28 protein-coding genes are annotated in these 25,229 nt (G+C 68.8%); 2 read left to right on the top strand and 26 right to left on the bottom strand.

Features of this window, described 5'->3' with window-relative positions; genetic code table 11:
• Positions 1-5: 5 nt before the first annotated feature.
• The 14 genes from VKV57_07240 to VKV57_07175 form a co-directional block, all read right to left on the bottom strand.
• Complete coding sequence (locus VKV57_07240; protein HLW59706.1) at positions 6-323, bottom strand: hypothetical protein; 318 nt, start codon at positions 321-323, stop codon at positions 6-8.
• A 4-nt stretch (positions 324-327) separates the two neighbouring features.
• Complete coding sequence (locus tag VKV57_07235) at positions 328-1,473, bottom strand: cytochrome b N-terminal domain-containing protein (GenBank protein ID HLW59705.1); 1,146 nt, start codon at positions 1,471-1,473, stop codon at positions 328-330.
• A 55-nt stretch (positions 1,474-1,528) separates the two neighbouring features.
• A complete protein-coding gene (locus VKV57_07230; protein HLW59704.1) occupies positions 1,529-2,164 on the bottom strand; it encodes a hypothetical protein in 636 nt (211 codons plus the stop codon).
• A 43-nt stretch (positions 2,165-2,207) separates the two neighbouring features.
• Positions 2,208-3,101, bottom strand: coding sequence for a c-type cytochrome (locus tag VKV57_07225; GenBank protein HLW59703.1), 894 nt, complete (start codon positions 3,099-3,101; stop codon positions 2,208-2,210).
• 276 nt (positions 3,102-3,377) lie between these two features.
• Positions 3,378-4,280 carry a carboxypeptidase-like regulatory domain-containing protein gene (locus VKV57_07220; protein HLW59702.1) on the bottom strand — a complete coding sequence of 301 codons (903 nt, stop codon included), beginning with the start codon at positions 4,278-4,280 and terminating at the stop codon, positions 3,378-3,380.
• Positions 4,281-4,410: 130 nt separating this feature from the next.
• The gene (locus tag VKV57_07215; GenBank protein HLW59701.1) at positions 4,411-4,674 is read right to left on the bottom strand and encodes a hypothetical protein; all 264 of its coding nucleotides are present in this window, start codon (positions 4,672-4,674) and stop codon (positions 4,411-4,413) included.
• Positions 4,674-6,662, bottom strand: a complete 1,989-nt coding sequence (locus tag VKV57_07210) for a heme lyase CcmF/NrfE family subunit (protein HLW59700.1) — start codon at positions 6,660-6,662, stop codon at positions 4,674-4,676. Before VKV57_07210 ends, VKV57_07215 begins: the two co-directional genes overlap by 1 nt.
• A gap of 15 nt (positions 6,663-6,677) precedes the next feature.
• On the bottom strand, positions 6,678-7,094 hold the full coding sequence (locus VKV57_07205) for a cytochrome c maturation protein CcmE (GenBank protein HLW59699.1): 417 nt from the start codon (positions 7,092-7,094) through the stop codon (positions 6,678-6,680).
• Positions 7,094-7,279, bottom strand: coding sequence for a CcmD family protein (locus VKV57_07200; protein HLW59698.1), 186 nt, complete (start codon positions 7,277-7,279; stop codon positions 7,094-7,096). The genes VKV57_07205 and VKV57_07200 overlap by 1 nt, the downstream gene beginning before the upstream one ends.
• The gene (gene ccsA / locus VKV57_07195; GenBank protein HLW59697.1) at positions 7,266-7,937 is read right to left on the bottom strand and encodes a cytochrome c biogenesis protein CcsA; all 672 of its coding nucleotides are present in this window, start codon (positions 7,935-7,937) and stop codon (positions 7,266-7,268) included. Before ccsA ends, VKV57_07200 begins: the two co-directional genes overlap by 14 nt.
• A 327-nt stretch (positions 7,938-8,264) precedes the next feature.
• Positions 8,265-9,617, bottom strand: a complete 1,353-nt coding sequence (locus VKV57_07190; protein HLW59696.1) for a hypothetical protein — start codon at positions 9,615-9,617, stop codon at positions 8,265-8,267.
• Between the two features lie 280 nt (positions 9,618-9,897).
• Entirely contained in the window at positions 9,898-11,568 is a 1,671-nt protein-coding gene (locus VKV57_07185; protein ID HLW59695.1) for an MFS transporter, read from the bottom strand.
• 29 nt (positions 11,569-11,597) lie between these two features.
• Positions 11,598-12,782 (bottom strand): FAD-dependent oxidoreductase, encoded by a 1,185-nt coding sequence (locus tag VKV57_07180; GenBank protein ID HLW59694.1) that lies wholly within the window; start codon positions 12,780-12,782, stop codon positions 11,598-11,600.
• On the bottom strand, positions 12,782-13,525 hold the full coding sequence (locus tag VKV57_07175) for a Crp/Fnr family transcriptional regulator (GenBank protein ID HLW59693.1): 744 nt from the start codon (positions 13,523-13,525) through the stop codon (positions 12,782-12,784). The genes VKV57_07180 and VKV57_07175 overlap by 1 nt, the downstream gene beginning before the upstream one ends.
• A 174-nt stretch (positions 13,526-13,699) precedes the next feature.
• Here VKV57_07175 and VKV57_07170 point away from each other — a divergent pair, with 174 nt between their 5' ends.
• Both VKV57_07170 and VKV57_07165 read left to right on the top strand, forming a co-directional pair.
• On the top strand, positions 13,700-14,374 hold the full coding sequence (locus VKV57_07170) for an ArsR family transcriptional regulator (GenBank protein HLW59692.1): 675 nt from the start codon (positions 13,700-13,702) through the stop codon (positions 14,372-14,374).
• Positions 14,365-14,673 carry a non-heme iron oxygenase ferredoxin subunit gene (locus VKV57_07165; protein ID HLW59691.1) on the top strand — a complete coding sequence of 103 codons (309 nt, stop codon included), beginning with the start codon at positions 14,365-14,367 and terminating at the stop codon, positions 14,671-14,673. The genes VKV57_07170 and VKV57_07165 overlap by 10 nt, the downstream gene beginning before the upstream one ends.
• 37 nt (positions 14,674-14,710) lie before the next feature.
• Here the strand turns inward: VKV57_07165 and VKV57_07160 are convergent, their stop codons facing one another.
• The 12 genes from VKV57_07160 to tgt form a co-directional block, all read right to left on the bottom strand.
• Positions 14,711-15,379 (bottom strand): heme exporter protein CcmB, encoded by a 669-nt coding sequence (locus VKV57_07160; GenBank protein HLW59690.1) that lies wholly within the window; start codon positions 15,377-15,379, stop codon positions 14,711-14,713.
• Positions 15,376-16,095, bottom strand: a complete 720-nt coding sequence (locus VKV57_07155) for an ABC transporter ATP-binding protein (protein ID HLW59689.1) — start codon at positions 16,093-16,095, stop codon at positions 15,376-15,378. The genes VKV57_07160 and VKV57_07155 overlap by 4 nt, the downstream gene beginning before the upstream one ends.
• Before the next feature lie 54 nt (positions 16,096-16,149).
• Entirely contained in the window at positions 16,150-17,697 is a 1,548-nt protein-coding gene (locus tag VKV57_07150; protein ID HLW59688.1) for a hypothetical protein, read from the bottom strand.
• Positions 17,694-18,374 (bottom strand): bacillithiol biosynthesis deacetylase BshB1, encoded by a 681-nt coding sequence (gene bshB1 / locus VKV57_07145; protein ID HLW59687.1) that lies wholly within the window; start codon positions 18,372-18,374, stop codon positions 17,694-17,696. The genes VKV57_07150 and bshB1 overlap by 4 nt, the downstream gene beginning before the upstream one ends.
• A complete protein-coding gene (locus VKV57_07140; GenBank protein ID HLW59686.1) occupies positions 18,356-19,066 on the bottom strand; it encodes a glycosyltransferase family 2 protein in 711 nt (236 codons plus the stop codon). The genes bshB1 and VKV57_07140 overlap by 19 nt, the downstream gene beginning before the upstream one ends.
• A gap of 126 nt (positions 19,067-19,192) precedes the next feature.
• Positions 19,193-20,173 carry a porphobilinogen synthase gene (hemB, locus tag VKV57_07135; GenBank protein ID HLW59685.1) on the bottom strand — a complete coding sequence of 327 codons (981 nt, stop codon included), beginning with the start codon at positions 20,171-20,173 and terminating at the stop codon, positions 19,193-19,195.
• Positions 20,174-20,185: 12 nt separating this feature from the next.
• Positions 20,186-21,007, bottom strand: a complete 822-nt coding sequence (locus VKV57_07130; protein HLW59684.1) for a uroporphyrinogen-III synthase — start codon at positions 21,005-21,007, stop codon at positions 20,186-20,188.
• Entirely contained in the window at positions 21,004-21,978 is a 975-nt protein-coding gene (hemC, locus tag VKV57_07125) for a hydroxymethylbilane synthase (protein ID HLW59683.1), read from the bottom strand. Before hemC ends, VKV57_07130 begins: the two co-directional genes overlap by 4 nt.
• A gap of 47 nt (positions 21,979-22,025) precedes the next feature.
• Positions 22,026-22,625 (bottom strand): helix-turn-helix domain-containing protein, encoded by a 600-nt coding sequence (locus VKV57_07120; protein HLW59682.1) that lies wholly within the window; start codon positions 22,623-22,625, stop codon positions 22,026-22,028.
• 397 nt (positions 22,626-23,022) lie between these two features.
• Positions 23,023-23,736 (bottom strand): phosphohydrolase, encoded by a 714-nt coding sequence (locus VKV57_07115; protein HLW59681.1) that lies wholly within the window; start codon positions 23,734-23,736, stop codon positions 23,023-23,025.
• A gap of 18 nt (positions 23,737-23,754) precedes the next feature.
• Positions 23,755-24,039: a preprotein translocase subunit YajC gene (gene yajC / locus VKV57_07110; protein ID HLW59680.1), complete on the bottom strand. Its 285-nt coding sequence runs from the start codon at positions 24,037-24,039 to the stop codon at positions 23,755-23,757.
• A gap of 2 nt (positions 24,040-24,041) precedes the next feature.
• Positions 24,042-25,217, bottom strand: coding sequence for a tRNA guanosine(34) transglycosylase Tgt (gene tgt / locus VKV57_07105; protein ID HLW59679.1), 1,176 nt, complete (start codon positions 25,215-25,217; stop codon positions 24,042-24,044).
• Between the last annotated feature and the right edge of the window lie 12 nt (positions 25,218-25,229).

The following is a 25,229-nucleotide window of genomic DNA, read 5'->3' as shown; positions in this document are numbered from 1 at the left end:
GCCGCTCACCTCCCGCCGCCGGCCGGCCGAGTCCGTGGCGCTTCCGGCCAGCCCAGATCCGGACGCCGCGCCCCCACCCGGCGGGCGAGGATCCACTCGTACACGCCGACCCGGTGGCGAACCCGACCGGCGGCCCTGTCCACCTCGTAGAGCACGAACCCCAGCCAGAGGATCGCGCCGACCACCACGAGGCCGAAGGCCGCCACCACCAGGCCGCCCTCCAGCGTGGGCGCGGCACGCCAGGCCCGCCACGCAGCGAGCAGGCGGCTCAGCCCCACGGTCGCCAGGACCAGCAGCGCGTAAAAGCGCGCCTTCCGCCGCATCGCGTCAGTCCCCCGCCGCGGCCGCCCGCGCCGGCGCAGGGGGCGCCGTCGCCCGTCGGGCCTTACGTCGACGGTAGGCAATCTCCCAGGCGAAGGCCAGCACCAAGACGACCACGGTCACGACCAGGATGATCGGTGGATCGCGGCTGATCACGGCGATGTTGAGCATGATCAGCGCCGTGAACGCGATGAAGTAGAACAGCGACAAGAGGCCCACGACGAAGAAGAAGGGACGCTCCAGCGGCCCGGTCTCCTTCGTCCGGTCCAGGAACGGGACCAGCATGCCGTACCCGATCAGCAGCGCCGGGGCGATGCCGGCCCACAGCGGGGGCATGTACTTCACGAGCTGGTAGAGGGCCAGGAAGTACCAGTCGGACAGGATCGGGAGCGGCGTTCGGTTGGGGTTGGCCCACCGCCCCATGTCCGTGATGCGCTCGAAGCTCACCCACGCCAGGAACGCGATCACCAGCACGATGACAAACGGGGAGAGGTTCAGGCGACGCCGCCGCGTGCGGTAGAAGAAGACCTCCGCCAGGATCGCGAACACGACGGAGATGCCGAAGTGAATCGCGTAGAACCGGGTGATCGCCGCCTGGCTGACGGCCGGGCCGCCGAGGAAGATGAACGCGATCGCCCGGCCGAGCCCCAGGTTGCCGAGGATGGGAATGTCATCGTAATAGGTCGGCACCGTCAGCACGACCTTCGCCGCCCAGAACGCCCGCTGGTTCCAGATCAGCAGGTAGCCGCTGATCCCGGAGATCATCCCGAGCACGAGCGAGGCGAAGAGAATCATCCACGAGAGCTCGCCCGGCTTCTTGTACTCTCCCGCAAAGTACATCCGATAGATGCGCAGCGTGATGCAGGTGATCAGCATGTCCGCCGCATACTTGTGAACCCCGCGCACCAGCCAACCGAACGGGATGTCGTAGGTGATGTGCTCAATCGAGCGGTAGGCGCCGGTCGTCGTCGGGATGTACCACAGCATCAGGATGACCCCCGAGACGATCACGGCCATCCACGACAGCCAGACCAGCCCGCCGAGGCTGTACAGCGGGTTGTCGAGCTGCGCGGTCTTCGTCTCATCAAAGAGGTCCAGGTGCGCCTTGCGATCCTGGAACCACTCTTTGAGATCTGCCAGCACCGCCTGCACGGGTCCCCTCCCTACGCCCTGAGGTCTTCCCGACGCGCCTGCGCTCGGGGCGGCATCACGCGATCCCGCCGAGTTCCGCGCCGTCCACGACGATGTTCTCGCCATCGATCGTGAAATGGAAGTAGCGCGCCCCGCGCGGCGCCGGGCCCGAGATGACGTTTCCCGGATCGCCCGGATACGCGGGATTGTAGATGCTGAAGTGGCAGGGACACGCCATCAGCGAATGCTGCTCATTCGCGGGAGGGGTGAACCCGCCGTACCCCGAGGTGACGTTTTGCCAGACGGGGACGTAGTCGAAGATGCAGCCCAGGTGGGGGCAGATCCGCTGGAAGAGCACGATGTCGGTCTCCCCGTCGTACCCGACGAACCCTTGGACGTTCGTGAACTTCACCTTCTGGGGCAGCCGGATCGCCACCCCCGGGATGTTGGCGGCCTTGAACCCTGTCGGGTCGTACTGGACGTACTTCTGGACGTACGTGAAGTAGAACGAGTCCCACGGCTTCTGCAGCGCGGTCGTCTTCCCCACGATCTGGGCTCCGCCCTTCGGGGTGTCGGGGGCCACCGTGAAGATCCCCCACGGTTGGTCGTTGGGCTTCAGATAGCGAAAGAACGGGGACAGGATCGCGATCAGCCCACCGAGCACCGGAAGCGCGGTGAGCGCTTTCAGCAAGCCCCGTCGATCAGCCTTCATCGTCCCCAACGCCTCCTCGCATCGCCCTGCCCGCCCAATTGTACTACTTGATCGGCGGGTGCTTGTAGAAGAACGAGTAGATGTAGTCCACCAGCCCGTTGATTTGCCCCGTCGTGAGCTTCCCCCGATAGCCGGGCATCAGCCCAAACCCCTGCCCGTCCAGGATGGCGTTGGTGAGCTCGCTCGGGTTCCGCTGCACAATGTAGTTGAGGTCGGTGAAGATCCCCGGTCCTTCCCCGCGGGACCACGACCACAGCTCGGCCGCCATCTCTGAGCCGCGCGGGGCTTTGCCGTCGCCGTTCTCCCCGTGGCACACCGCGCACTGCTGATCGTATAACGCCTTCGCCGCGCTCAGTTCCGCCGGGTTGGTGCGGAACGTCATCTCGTACGCGTTGGCATCCCACCGCTCTTCGTTCTTGAGGGTCTGCGCCTTGTTCGCCCCAAAGGACGCCTCCGGGCCAAACGCCGGCATCGCCGTATGCGGCCGCCCCTCGGTGACGGTCTCAAACAGGATCGCCGGCGAGATGACGTTCTCCAGATCTCGATTGGTGAAGTCGGCGGGGTGACTGGGGAGGGGCGTGCGGTGCAGGGTGATCCCAAACAAGCCCAGGAACGCGGTGAGGACGTCGATGTCCGGGGCGACGAGCGACTTTGACATCGGGCCGTTTCCCGTTCCGCTCATCCCGTGGCAGACCGCACAGTTCGCTTCGAAGACCTGCTTCCCCTTGACCGCGTCCGGGACAATCGGCTGTTCGTTCTCGTCGGTGACCAACGGGATCTCGACCGACTGCGGGGGCGGCAGCCGCCGGTCGACCTTGGCATCCGAGACATTCACCGAGGGCTGACATCCGGCGAGGGCGACCGAGGCGATCAGTACCAGCAGCGCTCCAGGCCCGGCCTCGAAATTCCGCAACCGCATGCCGATGCTGTCCTCCATCGCCCATCCGCCCCATCCGGGCGGTGGGCCGATCCTCCGGCGCTCGCTCGATCGGCGCAGCCCCCTCCGACCGTGACGCCGGGCACCGACGTCACGGGAAACACCGGCAAGCGACGCCGCACGATCCGCGTTCCGGTTTCCATCCGGACGCAGAAGGGCGCAATCGCAAGCGTCCCGTAGCGCGCGGGATGTTTTTCTTCCATGAACGCCCCCCCGTCTCCTTCCTCGAATCCCGGGCGGCGGGACGAGCGCGTGCGGAGGCGCGCACGAAATGCCTCAGGCGGACGCCCCAGCCGGACGGCGCCACGACAGCGCCAACCCACCGGCCAGGATCGCGGCAAGGCCGACGGCCGCGGCCCCCGGCCATGGATCGCGGTCGAGCGGCACACGTTGCAGCCGGAGCACGATCTGCCGTCCCTGGGCGATCGAGCCGCCGCTCAATCGCAGGAAGCGCCCGTGCGGCCCCTGGACGGAGCCGCGAGCGGTGAGCCCGTCTGCGGCCGCGCGGACCCCGGCATCGGTCACCAGGACCTCCACGTCCTGGGCGCCGTACGGGAAGGTCCACGGCACCTCAATCTGAGCGCTGTGCGGTTCGAGCCCGTATGCGTAGGCGACCTCGCGGTGTCCAGGCAGCAGCGGAACCGCATCGGTGATCCGGCCGTTGGCGATCTGCGGGTCCCTCCATCCGGCGAGAAAGCTCACCGACTGCGCGTGCGGGGGCAACGGGAAATTGAGCGGGTCCTGCGGCGTACCGACGAGCGTCCGATCCGTCGGATTCTCCAGCCGCTGAACGACGCTCACCCGGAGTGCCCCGCGCGCCACGTCGACCACGGCCAGCGCGAGCGGTGCGCGCAGCATCGAGCGGTCCGGCGAGGATGCGTACACGGCCAGATCCACGGTGCGGGCCGGGGCGCTCGGCGAGAGCACGATCCGGTCGCTGGTGTAGCGCACCCCCGCATAATCTGTCTGCAGCACGAAGACGCGAATGCCACCGACCGGGAGGCCGGCGAAGCGGAATGCCCCCGCGGCGTCGGTCACCGCTCGACGCTCGGATGACACCGCACGCTCCACGATGGCGAGCCCGACGGCCTGATGCCCGATCGGGTGGACCGGCGCGGTCCGCACCATCACCTGCCCACGAATCTCGCCTTCGACCGCGGCACCCGACGGGAGCGGCATCCCAAGCGGAACGGCACCGCAGAGGCTCCACACCGCGAAGAAAGTCCCAAGCCGGGTGCGGAAGTTCAGACGAGCAGCCCTCCCCTGCGCCGGCCGCCGTGGACCGGCGCGAACCCGCCGGCGGCCGCCATCATCGCGCCCCCCCGGCCGGGCGTCCGTCCGCGGCGATCGCCGCCTCGTATCCGGCGCGAAGGGTGGCGTAGTCCTCGACCCCCACCTTCCCCATGGCGTGGTCGAACTCGAGATCGCGCAGGGCTTGCTCCGCCGCGGACGGACGCCGCAATCCCTCGCTTACCGAGAGCACCTCCGCCCCGGCGATGGGAGCGGGACGAAGGAGCGGAGCGAGTACCCAGGCGGCGGCCGCCGCCGCCAGGAGCACCAGCGCCACCCCCATCACATGTCTCCGGGGCTCCACGCCCCGCCCAGAACGGGTTGCACGACCCTGACCGCCCGCCGCTCGGGGAGCATGGCGATCGCCGCCCCGGCGGAGATCACCAGACCCCCGATCCACAGCCACGCGACCAGGGGGTTGACCAAAAGGCGAAGCGTGGCGTCCCCCTTGTCGGTCCAGCCCGTCAGGGTCACGTACAAATCATCACGCAGGGTACTCCGCAGCGCCACATCGGTGGTCGAATCCTCGCCGGCCAAGAAGAGGTTGCGGCGGGCCTCGAGGGCGCCGAGATCCCGCTCGCCAGAAAACGCGCGCAGTCCCGCCGTGATGACGAGCGCGCCGCCATTGGTCGACTGCCGGAGGCCGTCAAACCGCACCCGGTACTCGCCGATCCGAACCGTCTCGCCCGGGTGGAGCGTCACCAGGCGCTGGGTGCTGAAGACCGAAGATCCGGTGAGGCCGGCGAACAACAGCAGGATCCCGAGGTGCACGGTGTACCCCCCGTACCGACGCCGGTTTTGCAGGACGAGGCCGAGGAACGCCCGGACCAGCCCCTCCCCTTGATGCGCGCGGCGGACGCGGATCCCCCGGGCGAACTCAAGGCCGATCGTGCCGGCAACGAAGCCGCACAGCGTGAACGTGAGCACCGCGCCGGGCACGCGCATTCCGGCGGCCAGCAGGCCGAGCCCCAGCGCCACCCCGACGGCTCCCGGCGTCAGGAAGCTCTGGCGAAGGTTAGCCGGCGAGGCGCGCCGCCACGCGATGAGCGGGCCCACCCCCATCAGGAGCAGGAGGACCAGCGCGAGCGGCGTCACGACATGCGCGAAGAACGGGGGGCCGACGTTGATCTTTCGGCCGGTGAGCACCTCGGACACCACCGGGAACACCGTGCCGAGGAACACGGTGAAGGCCGTGGCCAAGAACACCGCGTTGTTCAACAGGAACACGCTCTCCCGAGACAGCGCGGAGTCCAGTGTGTTCTCGCTGCGGAGCGCTTCCCACCGCCAGGCGACCAGCCCGAAGGCGGCCAACATGACGGCGGCGAGGAACACCAGGAAATACGTGCCCAGGGGCGACTGCGTAAAGGAGTGGATGCTGCTCAGCACCCCGCTCCGGGTGAGGAAGGTGCCGAAGATCGAGAGCCCAAAGGCCAACACCACGAGCAGCACCGTCCACTGCTTGAGCATCCCCCGCCGTTCCTGAATCATGACGGAGTGCAGAAACGCCGTCGCCACCAGCCACGGCATCAACGCCGCGTTCTCGACCGGGTCCCACGCCCAGTACCCGCCCCATCCCAAGACCACGTACGACCACTTCGCCCCGAACATCAACCCCATGCTCAGGCAGTACCACGCCCACATCATCCAGCGGCGCGCGAGGAGCACGCCGCCCTCGTCGACCGCGCCCTCGAGCAGGCTGGCGATGACAATAGCAAAGGGGACGGTGAGGCCGACAAACCCCAGGTACAAGGTGGGCGGGTGAATCGCCATCCACGGATTGAGGAGCAAGGGGTTCATGCCCCGCCCGTCCGCGGGCGGGAACGGGGTGGTCACAAACGGCGAGGTCACGCGTGTGAGCATGAACAGGAAAAACGCGGCCACGCCGGCGCACACGCCGATCACCCCGGGGAGGAGCCGCGGATGATCGCGTCCGACGGCGCGGACGACCAACACCGTGTAGGCGGACAGGATCAGCGCCCACAGGAGCAACGATCCTTCCATCCCCCCCCAGAAGGAGGTGAGGTCGTACACGAGCGCCTGGGCGTTGCTGACGTGGGAGACCACGTAGGTGAACGTGTAGTCGCGGCGGGCGAGAACCAAAGCAAGCACCGCGGCGGCGACGACCTCAAGCGCGGCAACCGCCCACAGCGCCCGCGCGGCGCTTTGGATGATCTCTGGCCGCCGCGCGCGACCGCCCAGGGCCGCCGCCAGCAGTGCGTACAACGCCAGGACGAACGCGGCGAGAAGGCTGAACCGTCCGAGGTCAGCCACGGACGAGGTGTCCTCTCACCGCGGGACCTGCCCCTGCGGATCGGCCGGGTTGTACTTGGTCGGGCACTTCGCGAGCAGCGTCGTCGCGGCAAACGCCCCATCCGACGTGAGGCGACCCTCCACGACCACCTGGCGGCCTTCGCGGAAGATGTCGGGAACGATCCCGCTGTAGCGGACCGGGATCGATTTCGCCCCGTCGGTCACAGCGAACCGCAGGTGCTGGTGGGAACCGTCCCAGGTCACCGATCCCGGGACGACCGTTCCCCCCAGGCGGACCCGGTCCTGCGGGACGGATGGATCTTTCGACAGCAGCTCGCCGACGGTCACCCAGTAGGTGGCGCCTTGCTGGATTCCGCCGTAGACGAGGTACGCCAACGCCAGGACGATGACGACCACCCCGCCCACGAACACAACCGGGCGCGTCCGTCCCATCACGATCCGCCCCCGCCCGGGCGCGCCGGCCGTGCCGGGCCGCCCGCCCGCGTCCTCGCGCGCAACTCCGCCACCTCGCGCTCCAGCGCGCGGCTGCGCCGGACCAGCCCGTAGAGGTAGAGGAAGATCCCGATCCAGACGACGGCAAACGCCCAGAAGAGGTAGGCCATCTCAGGCGCCCTCATCGACGAGGTTCGCCACCTGCGCTTCCAGCAACCCGAGGCGGAGCCGGGACCGGAACAGCAACGCATAGAAGAGGCTCCACGCCACCAGTCCCGCGAGCAACGCCCAGGCCATCGACGGCGCGAGGCCGATGCTGTGCGTGGAAAAGATCACCGGGGAGAGCGCGCGCAGGTACCGCGCGGAGAACCACACCAGCGGCACGTCGACGAACCCGACGATCGCGAAGACCGCGGCGAAGCGGGCCCGCCGGAGATCGTCCCCCGCGGCGCTGCGCAGCATCAGGTACCCGACGTAAATCAGCCAGAGGATCAGGTAGGTCATCAGTTGCGGATCCCAGGTCCACCACGCCCCCCACACCGGGCGCGCCCACAGCGAACCGGTCACAATCACCAACGTGCTGAACAGCACCCCGATCTCCGCCGCCGACGCGCCGACCGCGTCCCATTCGCCGCGGCCGGTCCGCAGATACTGCACCCCCGCCCAGCAGGCATGCCCAAAGGCCAGGAAGCTGATCCAGGCAAGCGGGAGGTGCACGTAAAAGATGCGCTGGATGTCTCCCATCACCTGCTCGGTTTGGGCGAACACGAACGCTCCGAACAAGGCGCAGAGCATGGTGACAAAGGTTCCCCACGCCAAGAGCCCGTCGAGGGATCGGGTCATCTACTCCTCGGTGTCGTCGGAGCATGCATCATCACGATGATAACAACCGGCGGGGGCAGTTTCAACGAATGAGAGGAGTCCGATCCGCACGGGGCCTCCGGTCATTCATCGGCGGCGTGATGAGGATCCGCGGTTCGTCCACACGGGTCCCCTGACGTTCGCCGCCGCCCGGTGGAGGGCCGGGAACCCGATGGTCTCATGCCTCCGTCGCAGAACCGTTCGGCCGTCGCACCCGCACCGGCAGCGGGGCGATGGGGTGACCGTGTGTCCGCCCTGCCCTTCCCCCCATTCCCTCCTTGGGCGCTGGGCGCCGCTCTCCGCGATCGATCACAGCGACTTCAGGAACTCGACGAGGTCGAGGATCTCCTGATCCGTCAAATGCAAATTGCGCGTCGTATTGTAGTGCGCGACAACCGATTGTAAGGTCGGAAACCGGCCGTCATGGAAGAACCCGCCTTTCTGGTGGGTCCACAGGCCGCGGAGCGGCGTGGTCCGGTACCGCTTATCGGGGGACCGGTTCGATTGGAAATTGTCAATGCCCATCTCCGCCGCGGTATGCATATTGTACCCCGGCTCCGTATACAGCGGCGGCACGTGGCAGATGGCACACTGCGCTTTGCCCTCGAACAGAATCTTTCCCCTCGCCGCCCCCTCCTTCTGGTATGACCCCTCGGGGGGCGTGGGGGCCGGAATCGCCAGTTGATAGAAGTGCAGCGCGGCCAGCTTCGAGGTGATCTCGTCGGGAGCGTTTCGAATATTGCCGTAGTGGGTTTTCGCCGCGACTGGGAATTGCTTCGCATTGTTCAACCGGGGATCGAAGAAGGTTCCCATCCCGTGCATCTGCGTGTTGGCCACATACGCGTTCCAGTACGTCACCGACCCCCATCCCGTGTACGTGGCGAGATTCACCCCGGCCAACCCAAACGCCGCCGGGAGGAGGGTGGCCGCGGACTTGCCGTCGGGGCGCAGGCCCTTGCCGTCCTGGATGAGCTCCGCGTCATATTTCCCCGGGCCCCAACTGTTGAGCACCTTCAGCACCGTGGCGGTATCGACCCCTAGCACGTCGGCGATGACCTTCACGTTCGGAGCCAGCGCCACGATCGCCCCCACGTTCAGATCGCGGTTCGCCCAGCCGTCCAGGCGGTGGCCGATCCCGGCGGCAAACGCGTCGTCGACGGTGGAGTGACAAAAGGCGCACTGGACTCCCACCGACCGCAGACTCCCGCCCGCCTGAAAAAATCCGGTCACGCCCACGACCGCATTGAGCTTGAGGAGGGCGAGGGTTGTCGCGGGATCGTCGAGGTCAACCTTCCCGGCCTTGACCTGCGCCACCAGCGCCGGCGGCAGCGCGTCCATATCGACCTTCAACCCCACGGCCAGGGCGGTCTTCGGGCTCACCCCGGGTCCCACGCCGCCGTGCTTCGCTCCCTCGATGGCCTGATGGAGTTTGAGCGTATCCCCAAACCAGGCTTCATCGCCGAAGGTGTCGTAACGAAAAGTCCTCCTGCCCTCCTCGATCATCCGCTGTGCATTCTGGCTGATCACGCGGTCGAACTCCGTCGGCGTGGGCGCTTGTGCCGTGGCGACGGGACCGCTGGGGATCCGGCCGGAGATCAACGTCAGCGCGAAGCCGAGGCAGACCACGATGAGCGCACCCCGGAGCAGGAACTTACGGTTCATCACGATTCACCCCCGGCCGTGACGTCACGGACACCGTTCGCGCTCTCCATCCCCCCAAACGGGGATCTCGGGCGCGCCCCTTTCCATCCGCCCGAGGCCCTACAGCGAACGTCGTGCCCGGGTACCGGCACACCCGCTCATAGGCTGCAGAGCCGCCTGCGAGACTTTTTGTTAGGGGGAGCGTAGCACGAGTGGTGCGGGGGCGCTGTTGCGCCGGCAACACCGGCGCGAGCGGATCGTGAAGGTCTGCCTTGTCTTCGGCGTAGCGAGGCGGCCGCGGTTACGGCTGTCGTGTGGGACGCGCGTCGGCGGGGTCGCCCCCGCTCCTCGCGCGCCGGATCCGGTCTTCCCGGCGGCAGGCGATGCAGAACCTTCGCCAATGCGGGGGAGCGGAGATGATCGCGGTCGGCTGGGACGGCGCCTGGGGGCGGATGCCGACCGCATTGATCGCGGCGCCGCCGATGAGCAGCGCGGCGCCGACCAGCATCGCCAGGTGAAACGCGGCGACCGATGCATCGCGAACCGCGGCCACCTCCTCGGCGGCGGCACCCTTCGGCGCGGGGTTGAGGGGAGAGATCTGCCGGCGCACGGCGGGCGACGAGGTATCCAATCCCGGGACCCGCGCGGCCATCTGCGTATAGAACCCCGCGGTGATCGCGACGAAGATGAGCGCCCCGGCCAGCTGCGGCCCGACCTCTGAGATCGCGTTGTTGATCGCGGAAGCGACCCCCGAGTTGCGTGCGGGTACGGAGGTCATCAGGGCCGTCGTCAACGGCGCCACCATGACCATGAGGCCCACCCCGAAGACGACGAGCCCGGGGAGGAAATCGGTGAGGTAGGCGCTGGGGGGGAGGAATGTCGCCGGGGTGTCGGGCCGAAACAACCAGGGTTGACTCTGGGCCGAGACGCGTGAGAGCAGCAGCACGCCGCCCGCCATGACGGCCGGCCCGACGACCATGAACCACCGTGGACCGTATCGGGACGCCAGAGCCCCGAAGCGCGACGAGAAGAACACGAGGAAACAGACTTCCGGGATATACGCCAGCCCGACCGCTGAGGCGGTGTACCCCAGTGTCCCCTGCAGGAACAGCGTCAGGTAATAGAAGGTCACGGACAGCGCTCCGTAGATCACGAACGTCGACAGGTTGGTCACGGTGAAGTTGCGCGATCGGAAGAGCTGAAGCGGCACAAGCGGGTGGCGAGCGCGCCGCATCATGAACGGAAAGAGCAGCATCGCGGCGCCGCCCACCGCCAGCATCGCAAACGCCAGGGGATCACGCCATTCCCGCTGCTGGCCGTAGATCGCGCCGACCGCGAGGCCCCCCGTGGCCAGCGCCCCCACGAGCGCCCCCGGCACGTCAAACGCCCCGGCGGCCTCGTTGTCGCGGCTTTCCTGGACGTACCGCCGCAGAACCCAAAGCGTCAGGACGACCAACGGGACGTTGATCAGGAACACCATCCGCCACGAGGTCGTGTCGACCAGCAGCCCGCCGACGAAGGGACCCAGCGTGCTGATCGAGGCGGAAGCCGCCGCCCAGATCCCAAACGCCCGGCCCTGCTCCTCCCCGGAGAACGTCGCGGTGATGAGGGCGAGCGACCCCGGAATCAAGAACGCCCCCGCGGCACCCTGAAGGACGCGGAAGGCCACGAGGGACTCCATGTTCGGCGCCAGACCGGAGAGCACCGAGGTCACCCCGAACCCCGCGACGCCCAGGGCGAACACCCGGCGGCGGCCGTAGAAGTCGTTGAGGGCCCCCGCCAGGATCAAGAGCGCCGTCAGCGCCAGCGAGTAGCCATTGTAAATGTACGACTGCCCTTCCAGGACCCCGAAGAGTTTCGTCGGCAGTTCCTGTCCGATCCGGGGCAAGGCCACGGTCACCACCGACGAATCGAGCGACACAATCCCGGAACCGAGAATCGCCGCGACCAGGGCCCCGGTCTTGGAATGCATCGCCCCCGCACCCATCGTCGCGATCCCCCTCAGCGCGAGAGGGGCAGTCGCCCTTTGAGGTCCTCGGGGCGGATCGGGCCAGGGCCGGCGATGAGCGCTCGGGCCGCCTCGACCTGATCCCAAACGTTCCAGAGCAGCACCCCGCGGACCCGCCCGTGTTGGAGGTAGTACACCACACCCTCCCGGTAGGGATCCTTCCAATCCGCGACCGTCTCCAGCCGGGGATCGAGGTTCCCCACCGCTTCGTACCCCAGATCGAAGAGGTCGGAGTAGAAATATGGGAGGTGGCGGTACGGCGCGCCCTGCCCCCCCATCAGGAGACCCGCGGCCTTCCCCATCACGTTGGCATTGTCTTCGTGCTCGACGCGCAGACGCTTCCCGAGCACGGGACTAAAAAACGAGGCCACGTCCCCCGCGGCGTAAACGTCGGGGTGGGTGGTGCGGAGGCACTCGTCCACCACGATGCCGTCGTCGACCTCCAGCCCCGAGTCCCGGGCCAGGTCGGTGTTCGGCGCGATTCCGACCCCCGCCACGACACCCTCCACGACCCATTCGTGGCCGGTCTGCGCCGCGAGTCGGTATCCGGCGCCCGAAGGGGTCAGGGACATCACCCGCTCGCCGGCGCCCAGTTCCACCCCCTTCTGCCGATAGTAGTCGTTGAGGAAGGCGGAGAGGTCCCGCGGGAACATGCGGCCGCCGATCCCTTCGCCCGGGAATAACATCACCACGTCCTTCTTGTTCATGGCCAGGGCGGCGGCGATCTCGGAGCCGATGAACCCGCTGCCGATGACCGCGAACCGCTGCGCCTGCTCGGTCAACGCCCGAAGACGCGTGTAGTCGTCCAGTGTGCGGAAATAGATGACGCCCCCGCCCCCCGACGGAAGGCGGCGCGGCGCCCCCCCCGTCGCCAGCAGCAACTTGTCCCAGGTGTAGATCGTCCCCTGATCATCGCCGACGCGCTTTGATTTCGCGTCGAGGCTGCGGACGGTTCGGCCGAGGTGGAGGTCGACGCCCTGACGATCCGTCCGGCGCCAAATGCTGTCGAGCGATTTTCCCTTCCACATGGCCTTGGAGAGGGGCGGCCGATTGTAGGGCGGATGGGCCTCGCTGCCGATCAGCCCGATGGTCCCCGAGGGATCGGCCTGGCGAATCCCGCCGATCGCGGCGTCCGCCGTCATCCCTCCTCCGACAATCACGTACTGATAGTGCGGCATCACCACCACCCCCCCCGCGGAGGCCCGGAGGGTGCGGCGACCGTGAGGCCGGCCCGTCTCAACACGGCCCTGACGCGGCCCCAATGGATCACGAGCGTCCCCCGCTCCCCTCCCAACAACCCCCGACGCCTGTACGCATTGATCAACATACTCACGGTGCTTCGGTTCAACCCGATCATGCGGGCAAGATCCCCCTGGGTGAGCTTCGCCGGCAGCGTATATCGGTCCCCCGGCGCACGCTCGCCCCGATCGGCCAACCCCGCCAGCAGCGCCAGCACGCGGAGGCCCGGATCCGAATGCACCAGCGCCTCCAGGCGCGCATGAATCCGCCGCTGCTGTTCGACGAGATGGTGGATGTAATTGAGGCAGACGATCGGATCGGCCCGCATCAGCCCGACGAAGGCCTCCCGTTGGATGGTGCGGACGGTCAACGGCGAGACGGCCTGCGCCAAGGCCGTCCAGCGATCAGCCGGGCCGATGAAGAGTTCTCCAAGCGTGTCGCCGGCCTTGAGGACGTCGAGGATGCGCTCCTCACCGGTCGGCGAGATGGTGCTGACCTTTACGGCACCGGCGTCCAGAAAGTAGAGGGTCTCCGCCCGCTCCCCCATCTGCACCACGAACTCACCGACGCGGAAGTGCCGAACCTTCAGACGTGAGGACAGCCGGTGAAGGTGCGGACCGGCCAGGTCCTGAAAGAGACGAAAGCGATCTACGCCGTCCCCCGGCGCTTGGGAACCAGGCAAGGATCCCCCCCTCAGCCGAGCCCGCGGACACCCTCCGGTCCCCTCCCGCGATCGCACCGGCGGCACCGTGAGGTCGGTCTATTCGTACCATAGGAATAGATATTATGTCAATAATCTATGTCATAATATCGATTATTGACGTATTGGGTGCGTCGCGGTATGCTGGGGAGGCCGATGCAGGAAACCCGTCGTCGAATCGTGGAGCGGCTCCGCCTCAAGGGCAGCCAAACCGTCAAGGAACTGGCGGCCGCCTTTCACCTCACCCGCACCGCGGTCACGATCCATTTGGCCGCCTTGCGGGGAGAACATCTGGTCCGCCGCGAAGGTCTGCGGGCGGGCATCGGAAGGCCCAGCCAGGTCTTCGAATTGACGCCGACCGCGGATCACCTGTTCCCGAAGGCCTACGATGATTTTGCCCTCTCCCTCCTGGAAGAGATCGGGGAGCAGCCCGGGGACCTGCCGAAACTCCTCCGGCGGATCACCGGTCGGTGGATCGCGCGTGACCTGCCGCGCGTTGAAGGGTCCACCGGCCGCCAGCGCATCGAGCGGGCGAGGGACATCCTGGCGGAGCGGGGTTTCCTGCCGACGATCGAACGAACCCCGCACGGCACCCAGCTGCGCGAGCACAACTGTCCGTTGATGAAGCTGGCGGAAGCGGATCCCCGCGTCTGCGAGATGATCCACCAATGGCTCGAGGCGCTGTTCGCGGCGCGGCTGGAGCGGGTGCGGTGCCTCCGCCGCGGCGACCCTTTCTCCGCCTACACGATCGGGGGCGGACCCCCCCGAGCCCGTGATCGACGGGCGCGCACCCGCCACGTCCGCGAGGGGAGGGATCGGGCATGCCGTTGATCAAGCTCGCCGACGTCGCAGAGGTTCCGGCCGGAACCGGCAGGGAAGTTCGGGTGGCCGGGAAGGTGCTTGCCCTCTTCAACCTGGACGGGGTGTTCTACGCGCTCGCAAACGAATGCACGCACATGGGCGGACCCCTGGGGAAGGGCGCGGTGAACGGAACCACGGTGACGTGTCCCTGGCACGGCAGCCGGTTTGACGTCCGGACGGGTCAGGTGGTGGAACCGCCCGCGCGGCGCCCCGTCGTCACCTATCCCGTGCAGGTGCGTGACGGCGCGGTGTACGCGGACCTGCCGTAAGCGGCAAGGCCTGGCGCGGTAGGACTCGGACGCGCCCCTACTCTTCCACGACGTATTCGAACAGCCAGATCCCGAGCACGACGAACACGGCGTCCACCGCGCCCAGCAGCTTCGCGGAGCGGAAGAGGTCGGCCAGGGGCCGCCCTTCCAGGACCGCGCCGATCCCGGCCAGCGAGAAGACGATCACCGGCAGCACCACCGGCAACAGGAGGACCGGGAGCAGCACCTCGCGCAGACGCGTCGCCGCGGTCATCGCCCCCAACAGGGTGCCGACCGCCGTGAACCCAATCGCCCCGAGACCGAGGGGGAGGACGATCCACCCGACGTGACGGCCGAGCGGCACCGAAAACAGCACCGCGAACGCGGCAACCACGACCACCTCCAACATCCCCACCAGCAACAGGTTCGCGGCGAACTTTCCGAGGTAGAGCATGCCCCGGCTGACGGGGGTGAGCAGCAGACCCTGCAGGGCGCCCCGGTCCTGTTCGAGGGCGTGCGAGCGGGCGAGCCCGAGCGTCGCGGCGAAGGCCACCGTCACCCACAGCACCCCCGGCGCCGCGGTCGCCGCGAATGCGGGGGACGGCGCAAACGCCAGGCTCATGATCACCAGCGCGAGAAACGCGACGAGGCTCATCGAGGTCACAAGCTCCCGCGTCCGCGCTTCGATCACCAAATCCTTCCAGACCAATGCCGCCAGCACCCTCATCCGCCTCCCCCCGCCACCGCATCGAGGTACCAGGCGCGCACCGCTTCGACGGGCATCCCGCCGATCGATCGCAGGGGGGTCAGCCGTCCTCCGATGAGCACGGCGGCGGAGGCGGCGACGCTCAGAGCTTCCGCCGGACTGTGCGTGGTCAGGATCAACGCCCCTCCGCCGCGGCAGAAGTCCCCGAGGATGCCGGTGACGCCGGCGATCCCCTCGGGGTCGAGCCCGCTGAAGGGTTCGTCGAGCAGCAGCACCGCGGGGCGGTGCAGGACGGCCCGGGCGAGTGCGGCCCGCTGCTGCACCCCGCGCGACAGCCCGCGCACGGGGTCGGCGCGGCGCGCGATCCCGAGGAGATCGCAGACCTCCCGCGCGCGGTCGCGGCCGTCCGGAAGCCCGTAGAGGGTCGCGAGGAGATGCAGGTTCTCGAGCACGCTGAGGCCCCCGTACAGCATCGGCTCGTGGGTAACGAGCCCGACCCGCCGACGCTCCTCCGGGATGGCGAAGAGGTCGCTGCCGGCGATGAGCACCCGCCCCCTCGCCGGGCGCAGCGCCGCCGCCAGCACGCGCAGCAGCGTCGATTTCCCCGAACCGTTGGGCCCGAGCACGGCGAGGGCGGCATGCGGCGGGACCGCGACGTTCACGCCGCGCAGCACCCGGGTGCGGCCGTACCCTCTCCAGAGGTCTTCGGCCAGAACGGCGGGGACGGGAGGGGTCACGCGGGATCGGGGTGACGGACCCGGCGCGGAGCCATCGGGCGTCGCGACGAACCCCTAGGCGCCGGCCAGGGCGTCGACCGCGGCGGGGTCGAAGAGGAAGAACGGGTACCCGCGATCCTCCGCCGCCTCCCGGGCCGACGAGCTCTGACTCAGCCCCGTCAGCTGCTCCCGGATCCGGGCCATCTGGTCGACCAGTCCCGCCGACAACAGCGTGTTGACCTCTCGGATCCGGTGGGTGGCGGCTCGGCGCTCGGGGCCCGGGCGCATCGCTTCGACCGAGCGGATCAGCGCCCACTTCTCGTCGATCAGCCGCTGCTGCGCCGCGGACGCGGTCCCGAGGTACCGCTCAGGATTGTGCTGCAGGTCCATCAGCCGTCGCTCGAGCGCGCGGGGGTCGTCGGCCGCCTCCTCCTCTCCCAGAAGCGGGAGAAAGAGCGTTCCGGTGGCGACGATATAGGGGGGCGCGGCGCAGCCGAACAGCTCGCCGATCATCGCATCGGTCACGCGGTCGTACCGGCCCCCGCCGACCCCGTGGATGAACAGGTCCCCCAGACAGAGGCGGGCAAACATCGTCAGCGTGATGGCCTTCGGCCGGAGCCGGACGCCTGAGGCTTTCAGCGCATCGATCCCCTCCGGCCCGGCCGGCACCTCGGCGATCGGTTCCGTGGCGGTGCGCAGCCGAACCCGATCCCCCGCCCGCTCGACGTAGAGATCTGTCCGCCGCCCGCCGTGGAGCGCCCACACCGGCATCTCCTGGGCGCCATCGACCTCCCCCAGGTTGGGAAACGGATTGGCCGCCGAGCGCAACCGGTGGATCCGGCGGTGCGCGTCCAGGTTCGCATTGTAGCACCGGCGGAACGCCGGGGGATCCTGCAGGAGGTGGAGGACAAACGTCCTGAACTCCGGGGTATCCGAAAAGCCGGAAACGGTCAACTCGCCGTAGGTCGGCGGGGCCATCCGCGCCTCGTATTCGCGGCGGGCGTGCGCCAAAAACTCGCCCAGCGAGCGGCCGCGCCGCCGCCCCGCCGTCCCCCCCTCCGCGAACGCTTCAAATCTATCCGACACCTCCCCCAGGGCCAGGGTCGCGAGGTGCCCGCGGACGCGGGCGCAGAACCCCTCCCACTCCTCAGGGAACGGGGGCCGGTGGGCTTCCAGCGGGACCTCGTCGGGGACCTCCAGGAGCGTCTCCGTACGACGGATCAGCCGGTCGGTCCGGGCGGGGATCTGTGCCGTCACCGCGCCGGAGGCATCGCTGTCGACGATCAGGTGCAGCCCGACCCCCCCTAGATCCGCGCCGAGGCGGGAGAGAAGAAAAAACTTCATCCACACCCCCGGGTGAAAGAAGAGCGGCTGGTGCCCCATCACCACGACCGGACCCGACTGTGTGCCCGGCTGCGGTTCCACCAGCGCCATCGCGCGCCGCCGCACGCGGGCGCGAAACTCGCCGAGCGGTACGCCCATGATCTCCGCCCGCCCCCAGCTGGCTTCGCCCCTGGCGGCGAGGATCGCCGGGATCTTCGCCCTGGGGGGGACGATCAGGGCCTCCCCGGAGCGCGCGGGGACCTTGTACGCGGTGGGCATCTCAGGCTGGCCGACCTTCACAGCAGTTCCCCGAGCCCGCGCAGCCCCAGCGCTTCCTTGCTGGCGAACGGTTCGCCGTATGGCCGCCGGATCCGGGTGCCCCAGTACGCGGCGATAGTCCGGATCGCCTCGAGCACCCCGGCGTTGCCCCGCTCCTCGTTGAACTGGGATCGATAGCAGGCGATCGCCTCCATCTTGCGCTCGATCTGCTCGGTGATGTCCAGGACGAACGCCGGGGCCACGTGCAGCCGGTAGTGCGTGCAGAAGAAGTGCAGGATCCGGCCCGGATAGTGGGGGTCTCCCCGCATCTCGGTCTTGGTGAGTTTGGCGTAGAATCGGGCCGCCTCCGCCAGGCGCTCCGCGGCGACGTGATCGGGGTGCGCATCCACCCCGTACGGGATGAACAGGATGTCTGGACGGACCTCGCGGATCACCTCCGCGACGGCCATCCGGTTCTCCACGGTATCCTGGAGGTATCGGTTGGGCAGCGGCAGCGTGCGGCGCCGCACCCCCAACACCCCGGCGGCCGCTTCGCTCTCGGCCCGGCGCCGCTCCGGGGTCCCCATCGGGGTGGGCTCGCCGTCGGTGAGATCGAGGATCGTCACGTCGTGGCCCTGCCGGACGAAGGTCGCCACCGCGCCGCCCATCCCGATCTCCACATCATCGGGGTGGGCGCCGATTACGAGGAGTTCCGCCATCGGCTCACCTCGCGGTCGATGATCGTCAGGTAGTAGGTGCGTCGCGCGGCCGGATCATCGAGGCCCCCCCAAAACCGCCGCCCGGGGTTCTTGTAGATCCGCGGCACGGGAACCTCCGTGACCGTGAGCCCCACCCGTGCGGCCTGCAGCCACACCTGCAGGGGAAAGCCGTAACTTCGCTCGTCGAGCGTCATCCGGGCGAGACCCGCGGCGCGGTACGCTTTGAAACCGCACCACGCATCGGTGAGGTGATACCCGGTCAGGTCATTGATGATCCGGGTGATCTCTTCGTTGATCCGCTGCCGATCCGGCGGGGCGGGATCCTGGACGCCCGGTGCCTCCGGATGGTAGCGGCTCCCGGAAACGATGTCGAACTCCGACGCCAGCTCAAGAAACTGCGGGATCATGTGCGGCTCGTGCTGAAGGTCGCAGTCGATCGTCACGGCAACGTCGTACCCGTCGCGGATCGCCCCGCGAAATCCATCGATCAGCGACTGCCCGTACCCTTCGTTTTGGGCGTGGGTCACCACCTGAAGGTCGAGGCGGCTCCGTTTGAGGATTTCCGCCGACCGATCCGTGGAGCCGTCGTTGACCACCAAGATCTTTGCGACCGTGTGACGCCGAACTTCCTCCAGGACCTGCGCAACGGTCTCCTCTTCATTGTAGAGGGGCATAATGACGATCGGACGCATAGCTCCCCCGGGCTCAGCAGTACCATGAGAAACGCCCCCCCTCGGCGCGGTATGCCCCGCCCGCCGCGGGCGGGCACCCTGTGCCGTCAGCGCGGCGCGCCGGCTTTGACCCCGGCGAGGCCGAGTCTACCCGCGCCGCAGCCGCTCCGCCGCTGCCCGGGCGAAATAGGTGAGGATGAGGTCCGCGCCGGCCCGCCGAATCGCGTACAGGACCTCGAACATGGCGAGGTCTTCATCGATCCACCCTCGGGCGGCGGCCGCCTTGAGCATCGCGTACTCACCGCTGACGTGATACGCGGCCGTGGGCAGTCCGAATTCCGCCTTGACCCGGCTGAGGACGTCGAGGTACGGAAGCGCCGGCTTGACCATCACGACGTCCGCGCCTTCTTCGACATCGGCGCGGACCTCGCGAAGGGCCTCCTCCACATTCGACGGATCCATCTGGTACCCGCGGCGATCGCCGAATCGGGGGGTCGACTCCGCCGCCTGGCGGAACGGTCCGTAGAAAGCCGAGGCGTACTTCGCCGCGTATGCCAGAACCGCAACGTCCTGGTGCCCGAGGGTATCGAGGCTGCGCCGGATCGCCCCCACCTGCCCGTCCATCATCCCCGACGGCGCCACCCAATCCGCCCCGGCCTCCGCGTACGAGGCGGCGATCCGGGCGTAGACGTCCAGGGTCGCATCGTTGTCGACCGCGGACCCGCGGAGTATCCCGCAGTGTCCGTGGTCCGTGTACTCGCACAGGCACAAATCGCCGATGAGGACCAATCGGTCGCCGAGTTCGGCGCGCACCGCCCGGAACGCCTGTTGGACGATGCCGTCGGGATCCCAGGCCCCCGTTCCCTCGGCGTCCTTCCGCGACGGAATCCCGAAGAGCAGCACCGCGGGGACGCCGAGTTCCGCCAGACCCCCGCAGACCTCGACGAGGCTCGACACGGTATGCTGCAGCTGTCCCGGCATCGCCTCGATCTCGACCGGGCGGGCCAGGCCTTCTTTGACGAAGAGCGGCGCGATGAAGTGGTGGGCCGCGAGCGAGGTTTCCGCCACCATCTCTCGCAGCCGATCGGTGCGGCGCAGCCGCCGCAGGCGGTGCTGTGGAAACGCCATCCTCTTCCTCCCCTATCGGTCGGCGGTTGGCACGGCGCGCCCCAAGCGCTCGCGGAGCGCCGCCACCAACCCCGGGACCGTGTATTCCCGGGCGACCAGCCCGACGGGCAGGCCGCGTTCGCGCGCGGTCGCCGCGGTCACCGGGCCGATGCACGCGATCAACGCGCGCCCGCCGACCCGGGGCGCCTCGGGCCCCAGCACCTCGACGAAGCCTCGAACCGTCGACGAACTCGTAAAGGTGACCGCATCGACCTCGCCGTCGAGGAGCCGCCGGCGGACCGCGGGGGCCTGGTCGCGCTCCGTGACCGTGCGGTACACGGGAACCACGTCCACGATCGCCCCCAGCCCCCGCAACCCCTCGGGCAGCACGCCGCGCGCCTCGAGCGCACGCGGCAGGAGGACCCGAGCGCCGCGCAGCCGACTGGGCCCGGCGGAGGAGGCGGTGGCGAACGCCTCGACCAGCGCCTCCGCGACGAACTCGGCGGGGGCCAGATCGACGCGCAGCCCGCGGGCGCGGAGCGCCCCCGCCGTGGCGGGGCCGATCGCTGCGAGGTCGTGGTGGTCGAGCCCACGCACGGTCCCGGCGCGCGCCTGGAGACGATCCAGAAACGCGGTGACCCCGTTTTGGCTCGTGAAGACGATCCACCGATAGTCGCCGAGCCGATCGATGGCGCGGTCTGCCTCGCCGTAGTCGTCGAGGGGACCCACCCGAATCGTCGGAAACTCGGCGATCCGGGCGCCCTCCGCCTCGAGCCGCGCCGCCAGGGCGCCCGCCTGCGCCCGGGCCCGGGTCACCACGATCCACCGGCCGTCGAGCGCGCCGGGCGCGGTCACGACACCGCCCCCCGCCGCAGTTCCCCGGAGGTGAGGGCGGCACCCGACCCCGCGGGTCCGACCTCCAGCGCAAACCCCGCGTGCGCCAGGAGATAATCCGCCACCTCCTCGCCGACCTCTACCGCGGCGGCGAGCGCCGCGGTCGCGCGGTGGCGACGTACGCAGCTACCGTCCGGGAGCGCGACGAGCCCTTCGAGGGTCACGGCCTCCCCTGCCACCGCCGCCAGCGCGGCCGCCGGCGCGCGGCACCCGCTCCCCAGGCGGGCCACGAAGGCACGCTCCGCCGCAACCGCCACCCGGGTGGGCGGGTGATCCATGGAGCGGAGCAGCTCGAGCAGATCGGCATCCCCCCCTCGCAGTTCGACCGCGATCGCCCCCTGGCCGGGGGCGGGGAGCATGACCTCAGGATCCAACCACTCCGTGATCCGTGCCTGCCACCCCATCCGCAGCAGCCCGGCACCGGCAAGGCAGATCGCGTCGCAGACGCCGCGGTCCAGTTTGGCAAGTCGGGTATCGATGTTGCCGCGGATCGAGGTGGGCTGGAGATCGGGTCGGCGGTGGAGGATCTGCGCGGCCCGCCGCACGCTGCTCGTCCCGACCCGCGCGCCCGCGGGCAGGGAGGCGAGGATCCGGCCCTCCCTGTCCACCACGACATCCCTGGGGTCGGTACGAGGCAGGTACGCCCCCAGCGCGAGATCGCGGTGGATCGCCGTGGGGAGGTCCTTGGCGCTGTGCATCGCCAGGTCGCAGCGACCGTCGAGGAGGGCGGCCTCCAACTCCTTGGCAAAGAACCCGATTCCCTCCAGCCGCTCCAACGGCACGTCCGGAGCGCGATCACCGGCGGTCTTGATCACCACGATTTCAACCGACACCGCCGGATGGCTCGCCCGAAGGGCCTCGACCACCAACTCGGCCTGCCGCAGGCTCAGCCGGCTCCCACGCGTCCCCAGCCGCACACGGTCCCGTCTCACCCTTGCCTCCACCATCCTCCGTCGCCGACCGGTGGGGATCGCGGCCCTCAGGCCTTGGCCGCCTCGTAGGCTTCCATCATCGCCTGAAGGACTTGCCCGAGGAACGCATCCGCGTCCCGCAGCGATCGAACCTGATCCTCACCGCTCTGGGCGGGCGCAGACAGCATTTCGGTGACGTGCATCTTGAAGTGGAGAAACACCTCGGTCGACTGGGCGGGGGAGAGACCCCATCCGGCCACCTCCCTCCCCAGGGCGGCGCCGACTCGTCTGCCTTCCGCGAGATGGGGCGGGCGGGCCGGTTCGCCGTCCGTATACGCGGCCAGAATGCGCATCAGGTCGCCGCACAGCGCCCGCACGCTGACCAAGGATCCCTCGGGGATTCGGGCGTACCACGGATGCGAGGCCAGCCACTCCCGGGCCGACGCCGCGCTCGACGAAAACGTGGTACCCGCCGCGCGGCGGGGGGAAAGGCCCGTCTTGAGGAGCGATTCCAGATCGGCGGGATCGAACCGGCGGTGGCCCCCGGGCGTTCTAAAAACCCGAACCTTCCCCTTATCTGCCCAACCGCGCAACGTCGTCACGTCGACGCCGAGCCGCTGGGCGGCCTCTCCCAAGGTCAGCCAACGACCCCGGGCCCCCTCAGCCACGCCAAGGCCATCCACGAATCTATGCAATTCTTGGAAAATCTATAGAATCCTCTCCTTCAATTCCGCGCACACGGGGGTCACCGGCCCTTCTTGCGGGCCCCCTTCGTGGCGCGGCGGGCGACGGACTTCCGAGCGGAGCGAGCGGTGCCGGGGCGACGCCCGCTCCCCGCGGACCCGCGGCCGATCGACCGCGCCGCAGTCTTTCCCCCTCGCGCCGGCGCCGCGACCACGGCCCCTCGCGATTCGGAGGGGGTCCGGAAGCTCGACGCCTCGTACCAGGCCCATTCGCGGGTGGTGAGGCACCGCAGGTACACGGTCCCTCCAGGGCGCAGAGGCGCCTCGTGCACGTCGCCACAAGACTTACACCGATACTGCCAAGCAGGCATACGCGTCCCCCCTACAAGAGTTTCGTGCCGTTGATCATCAGCTTGAATTCACACCCCAAAAACTTCGCCGCCCGGCGGCACATGACCATGCGCGGCAGGAAGATCTCGAAGTACTCCATGACCTGGGAGAGCCGGGTATCGATCGTCAGCTCGAGCGTGATGGTCCGGGCGGGCGCGTCGACGCGGAGGAACGAGTGCTCCACGGCGTGGTTCACCCGGTCGTGCATGTCATACGTGGTGGGATCGGGGTTTCGGACCCGGGTTCGGTGCACGTCCGATTTGTCCGAGATGATCACCGCCGCCCCCTCGGCGCTCACGGGCTCCCCGGTCTCCTCTTCGTGATTCCCGATCGCACCCATCACAGTCGCCATATCGATCGGCTCCATCCCGAGGCGGGTGAGGATCCCCCCCGCAAGCAGCGCCCCGGTATGCTCGTGGTTGACCCGGCCGACGAGGTTGCCGATATCGTGCAGGTACCCGGCGATCGTCCCCAGGGTGATCTCCCGCTCCGGTCTCTCCAACCGCCGCAGGACATTTCCCGCGATGCTGGCGACGAGGTTGGCGTGGCGCGTGCCGTGCTCGGTGTAGCCGATCGCCCTGGTGTACTCGTCGGCCTTGGCGACGTAGGCCTCGACCTCGCGGTCGCGCTTGATCTCTTCGAGGGTGAGCAAAAACCCCGGGACGCTCGGGGTGACCGGACTGGGGACGGGGCGGTGGTCGGCCATGAAGACGGAGCCCGCGGGCTAACTCCCTTGGCTCCCGCGCTTGACGAGCGACTGCACCGCGGTGCGGTCGGCGCGGACCCGCACGTTCTGGGCCAGTTCCAGGGTCAGATCGTTATCCTTGACATCGAGGATCACCCCGTACAGACCGCCACGGGTCAGCACCCGGTCCCCCTTCTTCAACCGCCCCACCATCTCCCGGTACCGCTTCTGCTGGACCTGCTGCGGCCTGATCATCAGCAGGTAGAGGACACCGAAGACCGCGAGCAGGTAAACCAACGCGGAGATCGCCTGCTGCGCCGGCACGCTTACGCCTCCGATCCATTCAGAGTGCCGGAGGGTTCTGCGGCATCCGGACGATTCCCTCTCCCGACGCCGTCCCCGTAGCGGGCGAGCGTGGCCCGGCTCCAGGGGCCGAATCGGTCCTCACAGATGGCGCCGCGCATCTCCGCCGCCAACCGTCCCATGAAGGCCAGGTTGTGCAGGCTCACCAGCCGCGGGCCCAGCATCTCTCCGGCCTTAAACAGGTGCCGCAGATACGCCCGTGTGTAGTCGCCGCAGGCCGGACACGGACACCCGGCTTCGATCGGCCGGAGGTCCTCGGCGTGCGACGATCGGCGGAGGCTCAGCGGGCCCGCCGCGGTGAGCGCCATGCCCGTCCGGCCGATGCGGGTCGGCATCACGCAATCGAACATGTCGACCCCCCGACCCACCCCCTCCACCAGGCTCGGCGGCGCCCCTACCCCCATCAGGTATCGCGGCCGGGCTTCCGGGAGCCGCTCCGTGACGGCGGAGAGCAGATCATACGTCATCGGCTTGGGCTCCCCCACGGAGAGCCCGCCCACGGCGTAGCCGGGAAAGTCGAGGGCGACCAGATCGTCGGCGGCCTGCCGTCTCCGCTCGGGGGCAAACCCCCCTTGCACGATCCCAAACAGCGCCTGATCCTGACGCCGGTGGGCGGCCTTGGCGCGCCGCGCCCAGAGGAGCGTCCGCCGCAGGGCCAGCGCGGCCTCGGCGTCCGGCGCGGGATACCCCAGACAGACGTCGAGCGGCATGACGATGTCCGCCCCCAACTCTTCTTCGATCTCCATGACCCGTTCGGGGGTGAACGACACCTCGTCCCCGTCGATCGGCGAGCGAAAGACTACCCCCTCATCGGTCACCCTCCGCAGGTGGGGAAGGCTGAACACCTGGTACCCTCCGCTGTCGGTGAGGATCGGCCGCGCCCAGTGCATGAACGCGTGCAATCCCCCCGCCCGGCGGATCAGTGCTCCCCCCGGCCGGAGCGATAGGTGGAAGGTATTGGCCAGGATGATCTCGGCGCCGGTCGACTCCACCTCTTCCGGCGTGAGCGCGCGGACCGTCCCGTGCGTCCCCACCGGCATGAACACCGGGGTGTGCACGATCCCGTGCGGGGTGTGGAGCCGCCCCGCCCGCGCACCCGTGTCGCGGTCGACGTGGAGAAGTTCGAAACGCACAGCCACGGCTCGGAGTAT

The sequence above is a fragment of the bacterium genome (assembly GCA_035307765.1).
In the GTDB taxonomy this organism is placed as follows: Bacteria; Sysuimicrobiota; Sysuimicrobiia; order Sysuimicrobiales; family Segetimicrobiaceae; genus Segetimicrobium.
The sequence above is the reverse complement of the archived record's forward strand: the minus strand, read 5'-3'. Positions and strand labels throughout refer to the sequence as shown.